Origin of the sequence: Microbacterium sp. SL75 (assembly GCF_026625865.1) — a bacterium.
Taxonomy (GTDB): Bacteria; Actinomycetota; Actinomycetes; order Actinomycetales; family Microbacteriaceae; genus Microbacterium.
Genome location: NZ_CP113067.1, coordinates 2,117,720 through 2,134,190 on the forward strand (window position 1 = coordinate 2,117,720; position 16,471 = coordinate 2,134,190).

A 16,471-nucleotide genomic window follows, 5' to 3' on the forward strand; every position below is an offset into this window, starting at 1 on the left:
GACGCCGTGCTGATCGCCATCTCGAACACCCCCCGCGACTACGCCTGGGGCAGCCCGACCCTCATCGCCGACCTCGAGGGCCGCGAGCCCACCGGGGCGCCCGAGGCCGAGGTGTGGTTCGGCGACCACCCGGGTTCACCGGCCGAGGTGCACGACGGCTCGGGTCGCACGCTCGACGAGTGGCTGCCCGCCGCCGCGTCCGAGCGGGGCGTCCCCGGGAAGCTGCCCTACCTGCTGAAGCTGCTCGCGGCCGGTGCGCCGCTGTCGATCCAGGTGCACCCCTCGAAAGAGCAGGCGGCCCGGGGTTTCGCTCGCGAAGAAGAGGCCGGTGTCCCGCGCGACGCGGGCGAGCGCAACTACAAGGACGACAACCACAAGCCCGAGGTGATCGTCGCCCTCAGCGACACCTTCACCGCCCTGGCGGGGCTGCGTGATCTGGAGCGCACGCGTTCGCTCGTGGATGCCCTCGGCGACGCTCCCGCGGTGCGGGCTTTGCGCGCCCACCTCGCGGGTGACGACGCTCTGCGCTCGGCGATCGGCTGGCTGCTCGGGGGAGCCGAGCGAGCCGAGATCGAAGAGATCGTGGATGCCGCGGCCTCTGCCGAGGCGCCCGGGTTCGCCGCCGAACTGGCCCTGACGCGGTCGCTGCACTCCGCCTACCCCGCCGACCCCGGCATCGTGGTCGCCCTGATGATGAATCTCGTCGAGCTGCGACGCGGCGAAGCGATCTTCGTACCGGCCGGCGTGCTGCACGCCTACGTCGCCGGTCTCGGCGTCGAGATCATGGCCGCGAGCGACAACGTGCTGCGCGGGGGGCTGACCCCCAAGCACATCGATGTCGCCGAACTGCTCGGTCTCGTCGACTTCCGGCCGGCCGAGCCTCCGTTGCTCCGTCCGACCGCGTCGGGGGAGGGGGCCGAGATCTTCGCGCCGGGGATCGCCGACTTCGCGCTCGGCCACCTCGAGGCGGGCGGTGCGGGCAGCCTGGAGCTGCGCGGCATCGCGATCGCGCTTGGCGTGGCGGGCGAGACCGTGCTCACCGGAGCCTCGGGAGAGAACATCATCGTGCGTCCCGGCGAGGCCGCGCTCATCACCCCCGACGAGTCTCCTCTCGCGTCGGACGGCGGCGGCGAGGTCTTCGTGGCCATGCCGGGCGCCTGACGCCCGCGACACGCCGGGGCTGCCCGTGAAGGTTCATCTCGCCCTTGAGGGTTTACGATCCGCGACTTGACTCAGCGGAATGACACGGGTGTAATTATGACTGCGCGGAATCGCGTCATGGGGGCGTGAGCGAGGCGGAGGACGAGATGGCGACATCGCAGTACCGGTCCGGTGTCCCGGAGAACTGGTTCGTCGACCCGGTGGACCTCGGTGTTCCCGGAGTCCGTCGCGACATCGACTCCACCGAAGAGAACACCCTCGCCTGGCAGACCGATGCTCTCTGCTCGCAGACCGACCCCGAGGCCTTCTTCCCCGAAAAGGGCGGTTCGACGCGCGACGCCAAGCGCATCTGCACCTCCTGCGACGTGAAGTCCGAGTGCCTCGAGTACGCGCTCCAGAACGACGAGCGCTTCGGTATCTGGGGTGGCCTCAGCGAGCGCGAGCGTCGCAAGCTCAAGCGGCGCGCCTGACTTCGTCTTCCACGGTCCACTCCCTGAGTGATCCGGCAGCCGACGGCGCGGCGTTCGTGATCGCGGGGGAGCGCACCTAGGCTGATCCGCGTCATGCCCGACCGTGTTCACGCCATCCTCGTCGTGCGTCCCGAAGGACGCACTCCTGCAGCGAACCATCTGGAGCGCACTCTGGCGGCTCTCGCCGCGCAGACCCGCCCCGTCGATGCGCTCACCATCGTCTTGTGCGGCGCCGACGCCGCTCTGCGCGATCTCGCCGCATCCTCCGGCGCGGAGGGCGTCATCACGGCCCCGGCCGGCACCTCGTTCGCCGCGGCCACGGCGCTTGCCACGCCCCGCCTGACCGGCGACGCCGTCTGGCTGCTCGCGCAGGACACCGCTCCCGACCCCGACGCGCTCGTACGTCTCGCGGGCGCCCTCGAACTCTCCCCGCCCCTCGTGGTCGCGGCCCCCAAGCTCGTGGCGTGGGACGACCGCGACGCGATCCTCTCGCTGGGCGTGAGCATGAACCGCTACGGCGGCACTGTCGAACTCGCCGCCGGCGAGCTCGACCAGGGACAGCGCGACGGGGATGCCGACGTGCTCGGCGCCGACGTGCGGGGGCTGCTCGTGCGGCGAGACGCCTGGACGGTGCTCGGCGGTCTCGACCCCGCCCTCGGCGGTGCCGACGAGGGACTCGATCTCGGCGTGCGCGCCCGCCTCGCCGGTCATCTCGTCTCGCTCGTGCCCTCCGCCCGCGTCGCCGTCGCCGGAGACGGGGTGGCCGCCATGGCCCGCGGTCGACGTCGCGCTCGCCGCCGCGCCTTCGCGACGCGCACGGCCCAGCTGCACCGCCGACTCGTCTACGCCCCCGCCCCCGCGGTCGCCCTGCACTGGCTCTCGCTGCTGCCGCTCGCCCTGTGGCGCACGATCCTGCACCTGGTGACGAAAGTCCCCTACCGAGTGCTGCCCGAGTGGGGGGCGACGCTGCTCGTCATGGTCCGGCCCGCCGCCGTCGCCCGCGCCCGAGGCCGCATTCGCTCTTCGCGGAAGGTGGGGTGGTCGCGGCTCGCGCCCCTGCGCGTCACGCGCGCCGAGATGCGCCTGCGATGGGAGAGCGATGTCGCCGACCCCGATGCCCCGGTGCGCTCGGAACTGCGCTTCTTCGTCGGCGGGGGTGCCTGGGCGGTTCTCGGTGCCCTCGCGGTCTCGGCCGCCCTGTTCGCCCCGCTGCTCGCGTGGCCCGTCCTGGGCGGGGGCGCTCTGGCGCCGCTGCGACAGAACGTGGCCCAGCTCTGGCAGGACGCCGCCTGGGGGGCGCGCCCCCTCGGGCTCGATGCCATCGGGCCGGCGGATCCGTTCTCGGCCCTCGTCGCGGTCATCGGCTCGCTCTCGCCGGGGGAGCCGTCGCGCGCCTTCGTCGTGCTGTGGGTGCTCGCCCTGCCCCTCGCCGTCCTCGGCGGGTGGTTCGCGGCGACCCGGGTGACGGAGTCGTCGATGCTGCGCATCGTCGCCGGATTCGCCTGGGCCCTGGCCCCGACCTTCCTCGCCGCTCTCGTCGAGGGCCGGCCGGCCGGCGTGCTCGTGCACCTGCTGCTGCCCTGGCTCTTCTACGCCGCGAGCGTCGCCCACCGGTCGTGGGCCCCGGCGGGAGCGGCATCCCTCCTGCTCGTCGCCGTCCTCGCGTCGGCGCCCTCGCTGGCTCCGGCCGTCGTGGTGCTGTGGTCGGCGGCGCTCGTGGTCGTCGCCCTCGTGGCCGGTCGCGGCATCGCTCGGGTCGTCTGGCTGCTCGTCCCCTCGATCGTCGTGTTCGCCCCGCTCGTGTGGACGCAGGTGCGCGCGGGCAACCCCTGGGGCCTGCTCGCCGACCCCGGCATCGCCTACGCGGGGGCCGAGGCCTCCGCCACGCCGCTCGGTCGCGCACTGCTCGCGGCGGGCTTCCCCACCTCCGACCCGGGCGGGTGGGCGAGCCTGACCGGGGGGCCGGTGTGGTGGGTCGGCCTGCTCGTCGCGCCCCTCGCGGCTCTGGCCGTTCTCGCGGTCCTCACCCCGCGGTGGATCACGGCATCCGCCCTCATCGTCCTCACCGTGGTGGGGCTCGCCACCGCTTTCGCCGCCGTCGGCATCGCCGTGTCGTTCGATCACTCGGTCGCCGTGCCCCTGTGGCCGGGGGCGGGCTTGAGCCTCGCGTGGATCGGTCTGGTCGGTGCGGCCGTCATCACCCTCGACGCCGGGATCCCCGCTCGCGTGCGCGTCCTCCGACCGGTCGGTGCCCTGCTCGCGCTCGCGGCCCTCACCGTCTCGGTCGCCCCCGCTCTCACCGCCCAGACGGCCGGGACCGACAGCGGGCGCTCGGTGCTCACGAACGGGCCCGTCTCGACCCTCCCGGCGTTCGTCGCCGCCGAGGGGCGCGGGTCGCTCGACATCGGCACGATCGTCCTCGACCCCCGTGCCGACGGTCTGCGTGTGCAGGTCGTGTGGGGCGGTAGCGCCACCCTCTCGGGTCAGAGCACCGTCGAGGCCACGCGCACGACGGTCGACGACCAGGACGTCGAGCTCGCCGCCCTCGCGGCGGACCTCGTGACCCCCTCGGCCGACGACGTCGTCTCGCGCCTCGCGGAGCGCGGCATCTCGTTCGTGCTGCTCGAATCGGCTCCGGCCGGCGAGGACGACGTGATCCGCGGAACGCGACTGGGAGCGGCCACCTCCCTCGACCAGCGCGACCTGCTCGACCCGGTGGGAGCGACCTCGCGCGGCGACCTCTGGCGCGTGAACACCGCCGTCACCCCGCGCCCGCCGCTCGACGAGCACCGCCTCACCCTGCAGCGTCTGGTGGCCTTCGGCTCCCTCGCCGTCGTCCTGATCGCCCTCCTGCTCGCCGTGCCGACCGCAGCGTCCCGACGGGTCGCACGCCGCACGCCCCGCATCGTGGGCCCGAACCCGGGAGGAGCCCGATGAGCGAGCGTCGTCTGCTCCGTGTCGCCGCCACGAGCGCCCGCGTCATCGCCGGTGCGGCCGTGGCCACCGCCGCCGTCATCGGCACGGTCGTGGGAATCGCGGCTCCCTGGCCGCAGTACTCCGCAACGCCGGTGCGTGTGCAGGCCACCCCGACCCCCGGAGACACCCTCCTCGCGTGCGACGGTCCTCTGCTGGCACTCGGGCGCAGCGCCGACTCTGCGGGCTCCCTGAGCGCGGCGGCCGCCCAGCAGGTCGTCAGCGGCCCCGCCGACGCGGACGCGACCACGACAGCCCTGAACGGGGCGACGGCCGACTCCTCCGGCGACGCCGAGGCCCTGCGTGCCGCGCCCCGCGATCGCCTTCAGACGCCGCTGGCCGCCGCCGGGTCCGCCACGGCCGCCGCGAGCGACCTGATCGGGTTCGCGGCATCCGCCTGCCGACCTCCTCTCGCGGAGTCGTGGCTGGTCGGGGGTGCCTCCACCACGGGGGCGAACGACCTCGTCGTGCTGGCGAATCCCGGCGACGTCCCCGCGACCGTCCAGCTGTCGGTCTACGGGGCACAGGGCGTGTCGAGCCCGCCGAGCGGTCAGAATCTCGTGGTTCCCGCGGGCGGACGCCGCGTGGTCCCTCTCGCGGGGCTCCTCCTCGGGGAGGAGAGTCCGGTCGTGCGCGTCGTCTCGTCGGGTGCACCGGTTCACGCCTCGCTCCAGGCCACGCTGACGCGCCTGCTCCTTCCCGGCGGCGCCGACCAGGTCGCGCCGCTCGCTCAGGCGGACGCGCATCTGGTCATGCCGGGGGTGCAGGTGCTCGCCACCGACGCCAGCCAGGCGGGCACGGTGCTGCGTCTGCTGTCGCCGGGGTCCGACGCCGCCGCGACGGTGACAGTGGTGCCGAACGACCCCGCGGTCAGCGCACCCGCGCCCACCGACGTCCCCCTCACGTCGGGCCTTCCGACCTCGCTGAACCTGTCGGGGCTCGCCGCCGGTTCCTACACGGTGGACGTGACGGCCACGGCTCCCATCGTGGGCGCCACCTGGTCGACGACCGGCTTCGGCGAGGGAGCGGACTTCGCCTGGTACGTCCCCGCTCCCGAGATCTCGGCCCCCAGCACGATCGCGGTCGCCGCGGGCGTGGGCGCGAACCTGGTGATCGCCGGCGCCTCGAGCGACACCACCGTCACGCTCACCCCCGCAGGCGCAGGCGCGCCCGTCACCACGACCGTCGCCGCCGGAGCCAGCGTGGCCGTGCCCGTCGCCGCGGGCGTCTACCGGCTCGAGGCCGATTCTCCCGTGCGCGCGGCGGTGTCGTACGCCGGGGCGGGAGCGCTGGCCTCGTACCCGCTGTGGCCGGCGGATGCCGCGGCTTCGGCGCTCACGATCCTGCCCTAGCGGTCCCGACGCCCGGGGCCGGTCAGAAGAAGCGGAACCGCTCGGGGCCCAGGTCCCACGGGTCGCGATCGAGGTACTCGGCGGCGGCGCGGAAGACCGCGCCCTCGATCATCATGCGGCGGTGCAGGTCGTCGTCGTGGTGGGGGTGTCCCAGGCGCTCGATGGGCACTCGGTACAGGATGATGCGCTTCTCTTCGCGCAGGACCGTCCATCGAGGGATGCCGTCGTCGGCGGCGGGCGGCATGATCCCGATCTCGAACGAGACTTCGCGCAGATCGGTCCATGCCGAACGGAGGAACTCCGCGGCCGCACCGACCGCGATGTCGAAGCGCTCGACGCGGGTGTCGATGGGGGGCAGCGGCGGGCGGACGACGGGACTGCGGTTCTCGCGGCCGTGACGACCGTGTCGCGAGGGGCGGGCCACCGGCCGCGCTTCCCGGGATCGACGACGCATCATGGGCCCATCCTACGTTCGAGGCAGCGGCCCGCTCGCGCCCGTGCCGCGGCGCGAGTGCGCTCGAGGCTCCGGTCGCGCCGCGGGCCGGCATCCGGGCCCCCGGCGCGGCGTCGGGGCCGTGTCGGAGGGGCTGGCTAGGCTGATCCGCGATGCGCGACAGACTCTGCTCGAAAGTGGGATGCGCCCGCGAGGCGATGAGCACTCTCACCTACGATTACGGCGACCAGATGGCGGCCCTCGGCCCCCTCGGTCCCGCGGGCGACCCTCACGCGCACGACCTCTGCGCGATCCACGCCGATCGGCTGTCGGTTCCCAAGGGCTGGGTGGTCGTGCGGCACGAGACGCTTCGCACCTGAGGCGGGGCGCTCTGGCCCGAGGGGGTCACGCGCGCTCGGTCAGGGCGGCGGCGCGCTCGTTCTCACGCAGCAGCGCGCGGTACTCGCGGTCCCGTCGCACCGACGACACGGCGCGGACGAGCCCTTCGGCATCCGACGGGGGAATCGGCGAGACGAAGGGGCGCACGGCTTCGGCGAGGGACGCTGCGACCCGGGTGCGGGCGGCGGGCTCGAGGGCGTCGGCGCCTCGCACGAACTGCGCCACGCGGGCGGCGAGGCGGTCGGGAAGCCGCGAGACGTCGGCGATCTCGGCCCAGGACTCCCAGCCCGGCGGCAGGCCCGGCGCGGGGGGAGGGAGGCGACGCGTGCGGGTGCGCTCGCTCGCCGTGCCGGCGAGCAGGTCGCCCAGTCGCTGAGCGCGCGGGGTGAACATCCCCACGACCGCGGCGATCGCGCCGAGGGTGAACCACAGCTCGAGAACACCGGTCAGGGATCGGATGAGGGCCTGACGGAAGCCGGCGGCCCCGCCGTCGGTGCGTACGATCCGGGCTCCCACGGCGAGGCGACCGAGGCTCCTGCCGCGAGAGAGCGTCTCCACCGTGGTGGGGATCACGACGGTCACGAGCACGAGCAGCGAGATCACGCCGATGCGGACGGCGGCTTCCGGAAGGGTTCCCGCCGCGACCATCGTCGTCAGCAGCAGCGCTCCGCCGATCAGCAGTACCGCCCCGATGAGGAAGTCGATGAGCGTTCCGAGCGCGCGCAGGAAGAAGCCGACGGGTTGGACGTCGAGGGCGACGGCCTCTCCGGTGAGCGTCTCGTCCGCACCCGTGTGCACGAGGGCGACCGCGGGAGAGGGGGTCGTCGACGAAGCCATGCGTACAGTTGACCACATGGACCTCGATGCCCTCACGGCCGCCCGGCGCGAGGAGTGGGCGCGGCTCGACGAGCTGGGTCGTCGCAAGCGCCTCAGCGGTCCCGACGTGGACGAGCTGGTGACCCGCTATCGTGCGGCGTCGGCCGACCTGGCCGACATTAAGACCTCCGCCGGACGCACGCCCGAAGGCGACTACGTCTCGATCCTGCTCGCGCGCACGCGCCTGCGCCTCACGGGCGTCCGCGACAACGTGCTGAAGCAGCTGCCGCGCTTCTTCGTCCTGCAGCTTCCGGCGGCGTTGTATCGCGTGCGCTGGAGCACCCTGGCTGTCACCGTCGGCTTCCTCGTGGTCTCGAGCCTCGTCGCCCTGTGGATCTCGAGCGACCCGGCCGCCGTCGCGGCCCTGGGTGAGAAGAGCCAGCTGCAGAACTACGCCGACGAGCAGTTCGTGAACTATTACCGCGAGAACCCGAATGCGATCTTCGCGGGGTCCGTCTGGACGAACAACGCCTGGATCGCGGCGCAGTGCGTGCTGTTCGGCGTCACCGGACTCTGGCCCCTCGCGGTCATGATGCAGAACGCCGTCGGGGTGGGGACCTCGGCGGCGATCATGTTCTCGTTCGACCGCGGCGACCTGTTCTTCCAGTTCATCCTTCCCCACGGCCTGCTCGAGCTCACCGCGATCTTCGTCGCGGGCGCGGCGGGCCTGCAGATCTTCTGGGCCTGGGTCGCCCCCGGGCGGCGTTCGCGGGCGGCGGCGCTCGCCGCAGCGGGTCGATCGCTGGCCACCGTCGCCGTGGGGCTCGTCTTCGCCCTGGCCCTGTCCGGTCTCGTCGAGGGGTTCGTCACCCCGCGCGAGTGGCCGTGGCAGATCAAGATCGCGATCGGCGCTCTCGCCCTCGGTGTCTTCCTCTTCTACATGCTCTGGGTCGGTCGACGCGCGGTCCGCGCGGGCGAGACGGGCGACCTCACCGAGTACGAGGCCGGGACCCCCACGCTGACGGCGGGTTGACGGCATCCGGATGCCGTGTCGTTCGGCCCGGGAGGTGAGCATTCCCGATCGTTTCCCGGCGTGTCATTTTTGATTCACTCAAAACTAGGTACGCTGAACGCATGCTCGACAATCGACCGGAAGCCCCCGCGGATGCCCTCATCCGCGGAGCGGGTCTGCGGGTGACGGCGACGCGGGTCGCCGTCCTCGAAGCCCTTCGCGCCCGGCCGCACGCCACCGCCGACGCCGTCTACGACGGCATCGTCGGCACGCTCCCCGGAACGAGCAAGCAATCGGTGTACAACGCGCTCGGCGATTTCGCCGACGCGGGTCTCGCGCGTCGCATCGAACCCGCCGGCCACGCCGGCACGTTCGAGTTGCGCGTGGGCGACAACCACCACCACGTGGTGTGCACCGGGTGCGGCCGGATCGACGACGTGGACTGCGTCGTCGGCGCGGCGCCGTGCTTGCACATGCCGGAGGGCAGCGGCTTTCTCATAGAGACCGCTGAAGTGACGTTCTGGGGCGTGTGCTCCGATTGCCGAGCGAAGTCCGAAGCCGAAAAACCGAGAGGATCCCGATGAGCGACGCTCTGAACGGGTGCCCCGTCTTCCACGATGGAGCCGCCCCCGACGACAACCGACTGCCCGTGGGCGAAGCCCCCGCCGACAGCGAGCCCGCCGGCGCCCTGCCCCACCCCACCCAGGGATCCGCCAACCGCGTGTGGTGGTCCGAGACCCTGAACGTCAAGATCCTCGCGAAGAACAACGCCCTGCGCGACCCGCTGGACGAGGGGTTCGACTACCGCGCCGCCTTCGAGGCGCTCGACCTGAACGCCGTCAAGCAGGATCTCAAAGCGGTCATGACGACCTCGCAGGACTGGTGGCCCGCCGACTTCGGCCACTACGGCCCTCTCATGATCCGCATGGCCTGGCACAGCGCCGGCACCTATCGCGTGACCGACGGTCGCGGCGGCTCGGGCGCGGGCATGCAGCGCTTCGCCCCGCTGAACAGCTGGCCCGACAACGTCAACCTCGACAAGGCGCGGCGTCTGCTCTGGCCTGTCAAGAAGAAGTACGGCCAGTCCATCTCGTGGGCCGACCTGATGATCCTCGCCGGCAACGTCGCGCTCGAGGACATGGGCTTCCCGACCTTCGGCTTCGCCGGTGGCCGCACCGACGTGTGGGAGCCCGACGACGACGTGTACTGGGGCCCCGAGACCACGTGGCTCGGCGACGAGCGCTACACGGGCAACCGCGAGCTCGAGAAGCCCCTGGCCGCGGTCCAGATGGGTCTGATCTACGTCAACCCCGAGGGACCCAACGGCAACCCCGACCCGCAGCTGTCGGCCAACGACATCCGCGAGACGTTCGGGCGCATGGCCATGAACGACGAGGAGACCGTCGCGCTCATCGCCGGTGGTCACACCTTCGGCAAGACGCACGGTGCCGCCAGCGACTCGCACGTGGGCGTGAACCCCGAGGCCGCCGACATCAACGACCAGGGCCTGGGCTGGAAGAACAGCCACGGCACGGGCAAGGGTGACGACACCATCACCAGCGGCCTCGAGGTCACGTGGACGTACCACCCCACCCGCTGGGACAACGAGTTCTTCCACATCCTGTTCGCCTACGAGTGGGAGCTCTTCCAGAGCCCCGCGGGCGCGCACCAATGGCGTCCGGTCAACGGCGGAGGCGAAGGCCTCGTCCCCGAGGCGCACTCCGACGGTCGCCGCGAGCCCCGAATGCTCACGAGCGACCTGGCGCTTCGCGTCGACCCGGCGTACGAGAAGATCTCGCGCCGTTTCGCCGAGGACCCGGCCGCGTTCCAGGACGCCTTCGCCCGCGCGTGGTTCAAGCTGACCCACCGCGACATGGGCCCGCGTGAGCGCTACCTCGGCTCCGAGGTCCCCTCCGAGGTGCTCGTGTGGCAGGACCCCGTGCCCGCCGTCGATCACCCTCTGATCGACGCCGCCGACGCCGCAGCGCTGAAGAAGCAGATCCTCGACAGCGGCCTGTCGGTGCAGCAGCTCGTCACTACGACGTGGGCCGCCGCCTCGACCTTCCGCGGCAGCGACAAGCGCGGCGGCGTGAACGGGGCGCGCATCCGCCTCGAGCCGCAGAAGAGCTGGACGGTCAACAACCCCGAGCAGCTGGCATCCGTGCTCGACGTGCTCGAGAAGATCAAGGGCGCATTCGACGCGCAGGGCGACAAGAAGGTCTCGATCGCCGACCTGCTCGTGCTCGCGGGCAACGCCGGTGTCGAGCAGGCCGCCCTCGCCGGCGGCGTCGAGGTCGAGGTGCCCTTCACCCCGGGCCGCACCGACGCCACGCAGGAGCAGACCGAGATCGAGTCGTTCCGCTGGCTCGAGCCGATCGCCGACGGCTTCCGCAACTACGCCTCTCGCGAGGCGCGGCTTCCCGCGGAGTTCCTGCTGCTGGACAAGGCGAACCTGCTCACGCTGACGGCTCCCGAGATGACCGTGCTCGTCGGCGGCCTCCGCGCGATCGGCGCGAACTGGGACGGCAGCGACTGGGGCGTGTTCACCGACACTCCCGGTGCCCTGACGAACGACGTGTTCGCGAACCTTCTCGACCTCGGCACGACGTGGAAGCCGCTCGACAGTGGCAAGCACGCCTTCGAGGGCACGAAGGACGGATCGGGCGAGAAGGTCGGGATCGGCACGCGCGTCGACCTCGTGTTCTCGTCGAACTCCGAGCTGCGCGCGCTCGCCGAGGTCTACGCCTCGGACGACGCCAAGGAGAAGTTCGTGCGCGACTTCGTCGCCGCGTGGCGCAAGGTCACCGAGCTCGACCGGTTCGACCTGGTCTGAGTTCGGCGAACGCTGCGGCTCGGTAACCCGCGGCAACCGGAAGGCCCGTCCCCTCGCGGGGCGGGCCTTCCGTCGCTCGTTGCGTCCCGGGCGGTTCTCTCGTGCCCGCCCGCGTCGCGCGCCGTGTCCCGTGCGCCGTGTCCCACCCCGTGCCGGACCGAGCTCCGACTCACGCACCTTCGGGGCGAGCGACGTAGAAGACCCGTGTCCCACTTGGCGCAGGCTCCGGCGCGTTTCCCCGCACGGAGGCGGACACGCGCGGGGGCGGCGCGGCTCAGGCGCGAGACAGGCGGCGCAGACCCTCGTCGATGGACACCGACGGCGCCCAGCGCAGGTCGCGGCGGATCGCGGTCTGATCGAACCAATGCGCGGTGGAGAGCTGCTCGGCGAGGAAACGCGTCATCGGCGGCTCGTCCTGGCCCGGGCGCACGGCCCACACCCGCTCGATCAGCGATCCCGCGGCCTTCGCCACCCCCGCGGGCACGCTGAAGCGCGGCGGGGTGACGCCCGACGCCCGGCAGATCCCGGCGAGCAGGTCGCCGACCGGCCGCGGTTCGCCGTTCGTCAACACGTACGCGCGCCCGCTGACCTCGTCGACGCGGTGCAGGGCGGCCACGATCCCGGATGCCGCGTTGTCGACGAACGTGGAGTCGATGAGAGCCGTCCCGCCGTCCAGCAGGGGCAGGGTGCCCCGACGCGCGCGGGCGACGACGCGCTCGATGAGCTGGGTGTCGCCCGGGCCCCACACGATGTGGGGGCGGATCACGACCAGAGCGGTGTCGCCGCCGGTGCGGGAGAGCGCCAGCACTTCGGCCTCGGCCTTCGTGCGGGCGTATTCGCCGCGCGCGGCATCCGGATCGGCGGGCTCGGCTCCCACACCCGCGAGGGCGTGGCCGGCGTGCGCGACCGACGGCGACGAGACGTGCACGACGCGCGTCACGCCGGCCGCCTCGGCGGCATCGAGCAGGATGCGGGTGCCCTCGACGTTGACGGCATGGAACTGCGCCGGGTCGCCGGCGAGAGAGACCTTCGCCGCGAGATGCACGACCCCGTCGACCCCCTCGAGGGCGGAAGCCACGGCATCCGGATCCGTGACCGACCCGAGCCGGTCATCGGCGCCGTCGACGCCCGACGGGCGACGCTGCAGGGTGCGCACCTCGTGCCCCGCCTCCTGCAGAGAACGCACGACGGCCCGGCCGAGGAAGCCGGACGACCCGGTGGCGAGGACCCTCACGGCGCCGTCGGCTTCTCTCCGGCCAGCACGCGCTCCGCCCAGCGGGCCACGCGCGCGCGGTCGATCTTGGAGTTGTGGCGGATGTCGGTCGGAAGCGTGGGGACCACGAGCACGGCGGCGAGGCGCTGGCCGGTGGCCGCACGCACCTGATCGGTCAGATCGGGGGATGCCAGCCCCGGGCGACGGGCGCCCGCCTCGACCACCGCGACGACGACCTGGCCGCCCACCGGGCCCACGCCGACGGCAGCGGCGCGTTCGACGGCGGGCACCGTCTCGACGTCCTGCTCGATTCCCACGGGAGTGACGGGGCCGTCGGCGGTGGTGATGACGTGGGGCAGTCGCCCCTCGATCCAGAGCCTGCCCTCGGCGTCGAGGTGTCCGACGTCTCCGGTGCGGTGCCAGCGCTCGGGGAGTCCGCGCTGCGCTTCGCGGTCGGTGAGGTACAGGCGGAAGTATCCGCGCTTGAGGTGGGGCGCCGAGATGACGACCTCGCCGGTGACCCGCGGCTGCGTCGACGGTGCGCCGGAGGCGCGGCCGTCGGCGTCGATCGCCGAGATGCGCACTTGACCACTGCCGAGCGGGCGACCGACGCACACGCCGCGGTCGCCTCGCGCCTGTTCGATCTCGGGCAGAGTGACGTCGGCGACGAGCAGGCACTCGGTCATGCCGTAGGGGGTGTGGGCCGTTGCGTTCGGCATGAGCGCCTGCGCGCGGCGGAGAAGATCGACGCCCACGGGGGCTCCGGTCGACAGGAACGTCTCGACACCCTCGAGAGCGGCGCGGTCGTCGGCGGTGAGGGCCGACGCGGTCGCGACGACGTTCGACACCGCCGCGGGAGACAGGAACACGATCCGCGCGTCCGAGGCGCGAACGGCCGCGGCGACGGCGGCCGCCGTCAGGGTGCGCGGAGCCGAGACGTCCATGTCGGGCGTCGCGGAGCGCGTGCCCAGCGCCGGGCCGAGGAGCGCGAAGGGGGCGAAGCCGGTGACGAGTCCCGTCTCGGCGGTCACGCCGAAGTGCGCCGCGAGGGTGTCGCGCAGCGCGGTGAGCTGGGCGTGCGTGTAGACGACGCCCTTGGCCGGTCCCGTCGAGCCGGAGGTGAACAGCACCGCAGCTTCGGCCTCGGGGGCGGGGGGAGGGGGAACGGCACGACCGCGCCCGGCCCGAGCGAGGTCGGACAAGCTCGCCTCGACGCCGAGCGCGCGGGAGGTGACCGCCGGAAGAGACGCGGCCGAGATGCGGCGACCGGGCCAGGCGAGCGCGCGTGCGGCCGCGAGCCCCGCGACCTCACCGATCACGACGTCGGGGACCGCCCCGCGTACGGCGCGGGAGAGACCCCGGATGCCGAGACCTCGGTCGGCCACGACGACGACGGCGCCGATGCGCAGGCACGCGTACAGGGCGGCCGTCAGGGTCGGACCCGGCTGCACGAGGAGCGAGACGCGGTCGCCCGCGCGCACCCCGAAGGCGTCGAGCCCCGCGGCGAGCTCGTCGACACGGGCGGACAGGTGGCGCCAGCTCACGCGGAGCGGCTCCCCGTCGCGGGCGGAGGTCATGTCGATGACGGCGGTGCCGTCGTCGTCGCGGCGGGCATCGAGGGCGTCCCACAGGTGACCCGACGGGGCCTGGGGCGAGTCGGAAGGGGCGGGCGCGGGCGCGGCGGCTGCGCGCTTCGCGGCGGCCGAGCGACGCGAACGGGTCGCGGGCGTGACGGCATCCACGACCTTCTCGTCGAGCCAGTCGAGAACGACGTCGGCGTAGGGGCGCTCCTCGGCGATGAGGTGCCCGGCGCCCTCGAAGCGGTGCACGTCGGCGTGCGGGAGACGATCGGTGAGGTCGTCGAGGTGGTCCTCGCCGAAGACCGGGTCCTTGGGGCCCCGCAGCAGCAGGGCGGGCACGGCGAGCTCACGCAGCCCCGACGACATGCGGTGCAGGGCCGGAGTGCTCTCGTGCTCGGGGGTCGCGGGGATGTCGGCGACGAAGCCGCCGATCCCTCGGCGGCGCGCGACGGTCGCGTACGGCGCGCGGAACGCGGCCTTCACGGCCGGGTCGAGCTCGGCCAGCGCGAGGGTGGTGTCGAGGAACGCCGTGGTGCCCGTGGTGCCGGCCGCGAGCATGCCGCGAGCCGTGGCGACGCGGAGGGCGAAGGGAAGAGAGGCGCCGTCGGGGTGGTGCACGGCGGTGTTGAGGGCGATGACGGCCGCGAGGCGGTCGCGGTGCTCGACGGCCCAGCCGAGCGAGACGGGCCCGCCCCAGTCATGGCCGATGGTCACGATAGGACCTCGGATGCCGAGTCCCTCGACGAGAGCGTCGAGGTCGGCGATGCGCTGGGCCAGGGTGCGCCGCAGCGAGGAGCGTTCGGAGAAGCCCATCTCGAGCTGGTCGACGGCCACCACGCGCCAGACGGCCCCTCCGGCGTCGGCCCGCGCGAGAGAGGCGTTCACGAGGGCGCGCCAGAGGTACGACCACGTGGGATTGCCGTGCACGGCGACAATCGTCCCGATCGGCTCGAGGCCGTGCTCGACGAGGGCGTCGCCGGTGTCGAGCACGTGCCACAGGCGCGTGGCGCCCGCGTCGGCGAGGACGCCGTCAACGCTCACGAGGCGCGACAGGGCCGGGTCGAGCCCGGGCAGGCCCGCGGGGGGAAGAGTGGCCTGCGGTCCCGTGACGCGCGCGAAGCTCACCAGGCCAGCTCCAGCATTCCGGTGTTCAGGCCGGAGCCCACTCCCATCAGCAGGACGCGATCACCTCGGCGCAGCGTCTTCTGCTCGGCGGCGAGCGTGATCGGGATCGAGGCCGGGCCGACATTGCCGAGGGTGGGGTAGGTCACCGGGACGCGCTCGCGATCGAGCTTGGCGGCGCGCACGATCGCCGAGGTGTGCACGGAGGACACCTGGTGCGTGATGTAGCGGTCCATGCCGGTCCACGCGAACTCGCCCTTCGCCTCTTTCCAGGCGGAGACGACGAGGTCGAGCCCGCCCTTCAGCAGGGCCTTGGCGTCGGTGAACATGCCGTCGACGCTGCCGACGCAGAGGTCGTAGAACTGCGTCGCGGCGCGCGTGACGCCGCCCACGATGCGGTGACCCTCGGGGTGATCGCTCGCCCGGCCGAGGACGGCGGCGGCGGCTCCCGAGCCCAGGGTGAGGGAGGCGAACTCCTGCATGAAGGCGTCGCGGTCGAGGTCCTCGCGCACGAGGCGGTTGATGGTGTTGACCTGGATCTCGTCGGCATCCTCGCCGTTGACGATCAGGGCGTACTTGACCTGGCCCGACTGGATCATGCCGGCGGCCAGGCTCATGCCGTTGATGAAGCCGAGGCAGGCGTTGGCGACGTCGAAGTTGATCGCGGAGCTCGGCAGTCCCAGACCGTGGTGCAGCCGCACGGCGACCGAGGGTTCGAGATGCTTTCGCGTCACCGACGTGTTGATGATGAGCCCGATCTCGCTCGGGTCGACGCCTGCCTCGGCGAGCGCCTGCTTGCCCGCGGCGATCGTGGCTTCGTCGGAGGACTCGCCCTCGGCCCAGTTGCGGCGCTCGTTGACGCCCGCGACGCGGCGGAGCAGGCCCGGCTTGAGCTTCAGGCGCTGCAGGGCCGGGGCGAGGCGCTCCTCGATGTCGTCGGACGTCGTGACGCGGCTGGGCAAGACGCTCGCCACCGAAACGAGGGCCACATCGTCGAAGTGCGTGGTGGCGTTACCTGGCAAGAGATCTCCCGCATCCTGTGCGTAGACGGCGCAGCCGGGCGCGGAGGGGACGCATCGACGGCTGGAAGGGTACCCCCCAGGATAA

At 72.7% G+C, this 16,471-nt stretch carries 13 protein-coding genes; 8 read left to right on the forward strand and 5 right to left on the reverse strand.

What is annotated here, in order from left to right; genetic code table 11:
- The first annotated feature begins 6 nt into the window (after positions 1 to 6).
- The 4 genes from manA to OVA17_RS09895 all read left to right on the forward strand — a co-directional run bounded on the left by manA (position 7) and on the right by OVA17_RS09895 (position 5,956).
- A complete protein-coding gene (gene manA, locus OVA17_RS09880) occupies positions 7 to 1,161 on the forward strand; it encodes a mannose-6-phosphate isomerase, class I (protein ID WP_267786383.1) in 1,155 nt (384 codons plus the stop codon).
- A 146-nt stretch (positions 1,162 to 1,307) separates the two neighbouring features.
- Positions 1,308 to 1,631 (forward strand): WhiB family transcriptional regulator, encoded by a 324-nt coding sequence (locus OVA17_RS09885; RefSeq protein ID WP_074694106.1) that lies wholly within the window; start codon positions 1,308 to 1,310, stop codon positions 1,629 to 1,631.
- 93 nt (positions 1,632 to 1,724) lie between these two features.
- On the forward strand, positions 1,725 to 4,568 hold the full coding sequence (locus OVA17_RS09890; protein WP_210072099.1) for a glycosyltransferase: 2,844 nt from the start codon (positions 1,725 to 1,727) through the stop codon (positions 4,566 to 4,568).
- Positions 4,565 to 5,956 carry a DUF5719 family protein gene (locus OVA17_RS09895; RefSeq protein WP_267786384.1) on the forward strand — a complete coding sequence of 464 codons (1,392 nt, stop codon included), beginning with the start codon at positions 4,565 to 4,567 and terminating at the stop codon, positions 5,954 to 5,956. The genes OVA17_RS09890 and OVA17_RS09895 overlap by 4 nt, the downstream gene beginning before the upstream one ends.
- Before the next feature lie 22 nt (positions 5,957 to 5,978).
- Here OVA17_RS09895 and OVA17_RS09900 read toward each other — a convergent pair whose 3' ends face one another.
- Positions 5,979 to 6,413 (reverse strand): hypothetical protein, encoded by a 435-nt coding sequence (locus tag OVA17_RS09900; RefSeq protein WP_267786386.1) that lies wholly within the window; start codon positions 6,411 to 6,413, stop codon positions 5,979 to 5,981.
- Positions 6,414 to 6,562: 149 nt separating this feature from the next.
- Here OVA17_RS09900 and OVA17_RS09905 point away from each other — a divergent pair, with 149 nt between their 5' ends.
- Positions 6,563 to 6,769 carry a DUF3499 family protein gene (locus OVA17_RS09905; protein WP_103206488.1) on the forward strand — a complete coding sequence of 69 codons (207 nt, stop codon included), beginning with the start codon at positions 6,563 to 6,565 and terminating at the stop codon, positions 6,767 to 6,769.
- A 25-nt stretch (positions 6,770 to 6,794) separates the two neighbouring features.
- Here OVA17_RS09905 and OVA17_RS09910 read toward each other — a convergent pair whose 3' ends face one another.
- Positions 6,795 to 7,625 carry an RDD family protein gene (locus OVA17_RS09910; RefSeq protein ID WP_267786387.1) on the reverse strand — a complete coding sequence of 277 codons (831 nt, stop codon included), beginning with the start codon at positions 7,623 to 7,625 and terminating at the stop codon, positions 6,795 to 6,797.
- A gap of 16 nt (positions 7,626 to 7,641) precedes the next feature.
- Here OVA17_RS09910 and OVA17_RS09915 point away from each other — a divergent pair, with 16 nt between their 5' ends.
- From OVA17_RS09915 to katG, 3 genes are all read left to right on the forward strand, one after another.
- The gene (locus OVA17_RS09915; protein ID WP_267786388.1) at positions 7,642 to 8,637 is read left to right on the forward strand and encodes a stage II sporulation protein M; all 996 of its coding nucleotides are present in this window, start codon (positions 7,642 to 7,644) and stop codon (positions 8,635 to 8,637) included.
- A 101-nt stretch (positions 8,638 to 8,738) separates the two neighbouring features.
- Positions 8,739 to 9,200, forward strand: a complete 462-nt coding sequence (locus OVA17_RS09920) for a Fur family transcriptional regulator (protein WP_210072095.1) — start codon at positions 8,739 to 8,741, stop codon at positions 9,198 to 9,200.
- Complete coding sequence (katG, locus tag OVA17_RS09925; protein WP_267786390.1) at positions 9,197 to 11,449, forward strand: catalase/peroxidase HPI; 2,253 nt, start codon at positions 9,197 to 9,199, stop codon at positions 11,447 to 11,449. The genes OVA17_RS09920 and katG overlap by 4 nt, the downstream gene beginning before the upstream one ends.
- Positions 11,450 to 11,723: 274 nt before the next feature.
- On the opposite strand, the gene OVA17_RS09930 is transcribed toward katG, so the two are convergent.
- The 3 genes from OVA17_RS09930 to OVA17_RS09940 are packed head-to-tail and all read right to left on the reverse strand — an operon-like array spanning position 11,724 to position 16,386.
- Entirely contained in the window at positions 11,724 to 12,683 is a 960-nt protein-coding gene (locus OVA17_RS09930; RefSeq protein ID WP_267786391.1) for an NAD-dependent epimerase/dehydratase family protein, read from the reverse strand.
- Complete coding sequence (locus OVA17_RS09935; protein ID WP_267786392.1) at positions 12,680 to 15,367, reverse strand: alpha/beta fold hydrolase; 2,688 nt, start codon at positions 15,365 to 15,367, stop codon at positions 12,680 to 12,682. The genes OVA17_RS09930 and OVA17_RS09935 overlap by 4 nt, the downstream gene beginning before the upstream one ends.
- Positions 15,364 to 16,386: a 3-oxoacyl-ACP synthase III gene (locus OVA17_RS09940; protein ID WP_267786393.1), complete on the reverse strand. Its 1,023-nt coding sequence runs from the start codon at positions 16,384 to 16,386 to the stop codon at positions 15,364 to 15,366. The genes OVA17_RS09935 and OVA17_RS09940 overlap by 4 nt, the downstream gene beginning before the upstream one ends.
- Positions 16,387 to 16,471: the final 85 nt, after the last annotated feature.